Origin of the sequence: Streptomyces flaveolus (genome assembly GCF_000716535.1) — a bacterium.
Taxonomy (GTDB): domain Bacteria; phylum Actinomycetota; class Actinomycetes; order Streptomycetales; family Streptomycetaceae; genus Streptomyces; species Streptomyces flaveolus_A.
The window spans coordinates 1-615 of sequence record NZ_JNWV01000147.1; the positions used below are offsets into that span (position 1 = coordinate 1).

At 69.4% G+C, this 615-nt stretch carries 1 protein-coding gene; it reads left to right on the plus strand.

All coding sequences use genetic code 11. The features are described from left to right. Positions 1–612 (plus strand): flavodoxin family protein, encoded by a 612-nt coding sequence (locus tag OO52_RS45590; RefSeq protein ID WP_030659397.1) that lies wholly within the window; start codon positions 1–3, stop codon positions 610–612. Positions 613–615 lie beyond the last annotated feature (3 nt).

Sequence of the window (615 nt, forward strand, 5' to 3'; positions counted from 1 at the left end):
ATGTCCGAGCTGTCCTCGAACCGCCCCTCCGTCGCCGTCGCCTACCACTCCGGCTACGGACACACCGCCGTCCTCGCCGAAGCCGTCCACCGCGGAGCCGCCAAAACCGGAGCCGACACCACCCTCATCGACGTCACCACCATCACCGACGAAGACTGGCACCGCCTCGACACCGCCGACGCCATCATCTTCGGCTCCCCCACCTACATGGGCGGCGCCTCCGCCGGCTTCCACACCTTCGCCGAAGCCACCAGCAAGCGCTTCGTCGAAGGCCGCTGGGCCGACAAACTCGCCGCCGGCTTCACCAACTCCGCCTCCAAAAGCGGCGACAAGAACAACACCCTCGCCTTCTTCGCCGCCCTCGCCGCCCAACACCGCATGCTCTGGGTCAGCCTCGGCCTCGAACCCGGCTGGAACTCCACCACCGCCTCCGAACACGACCTCAACCGCCTCGGCTTCTGGACCGGCGCCGCCGCCCAAACCCCCATGGACGGCGGCACCGACACCGTCCACACCAGCGACATCACCACCGCCGAACACCTCGGCACCCGCGTCGCCCACCACGCCGCCACCTTCCACGCCGGCCGCCGAGCCCTCACCACCACCCACTGAACC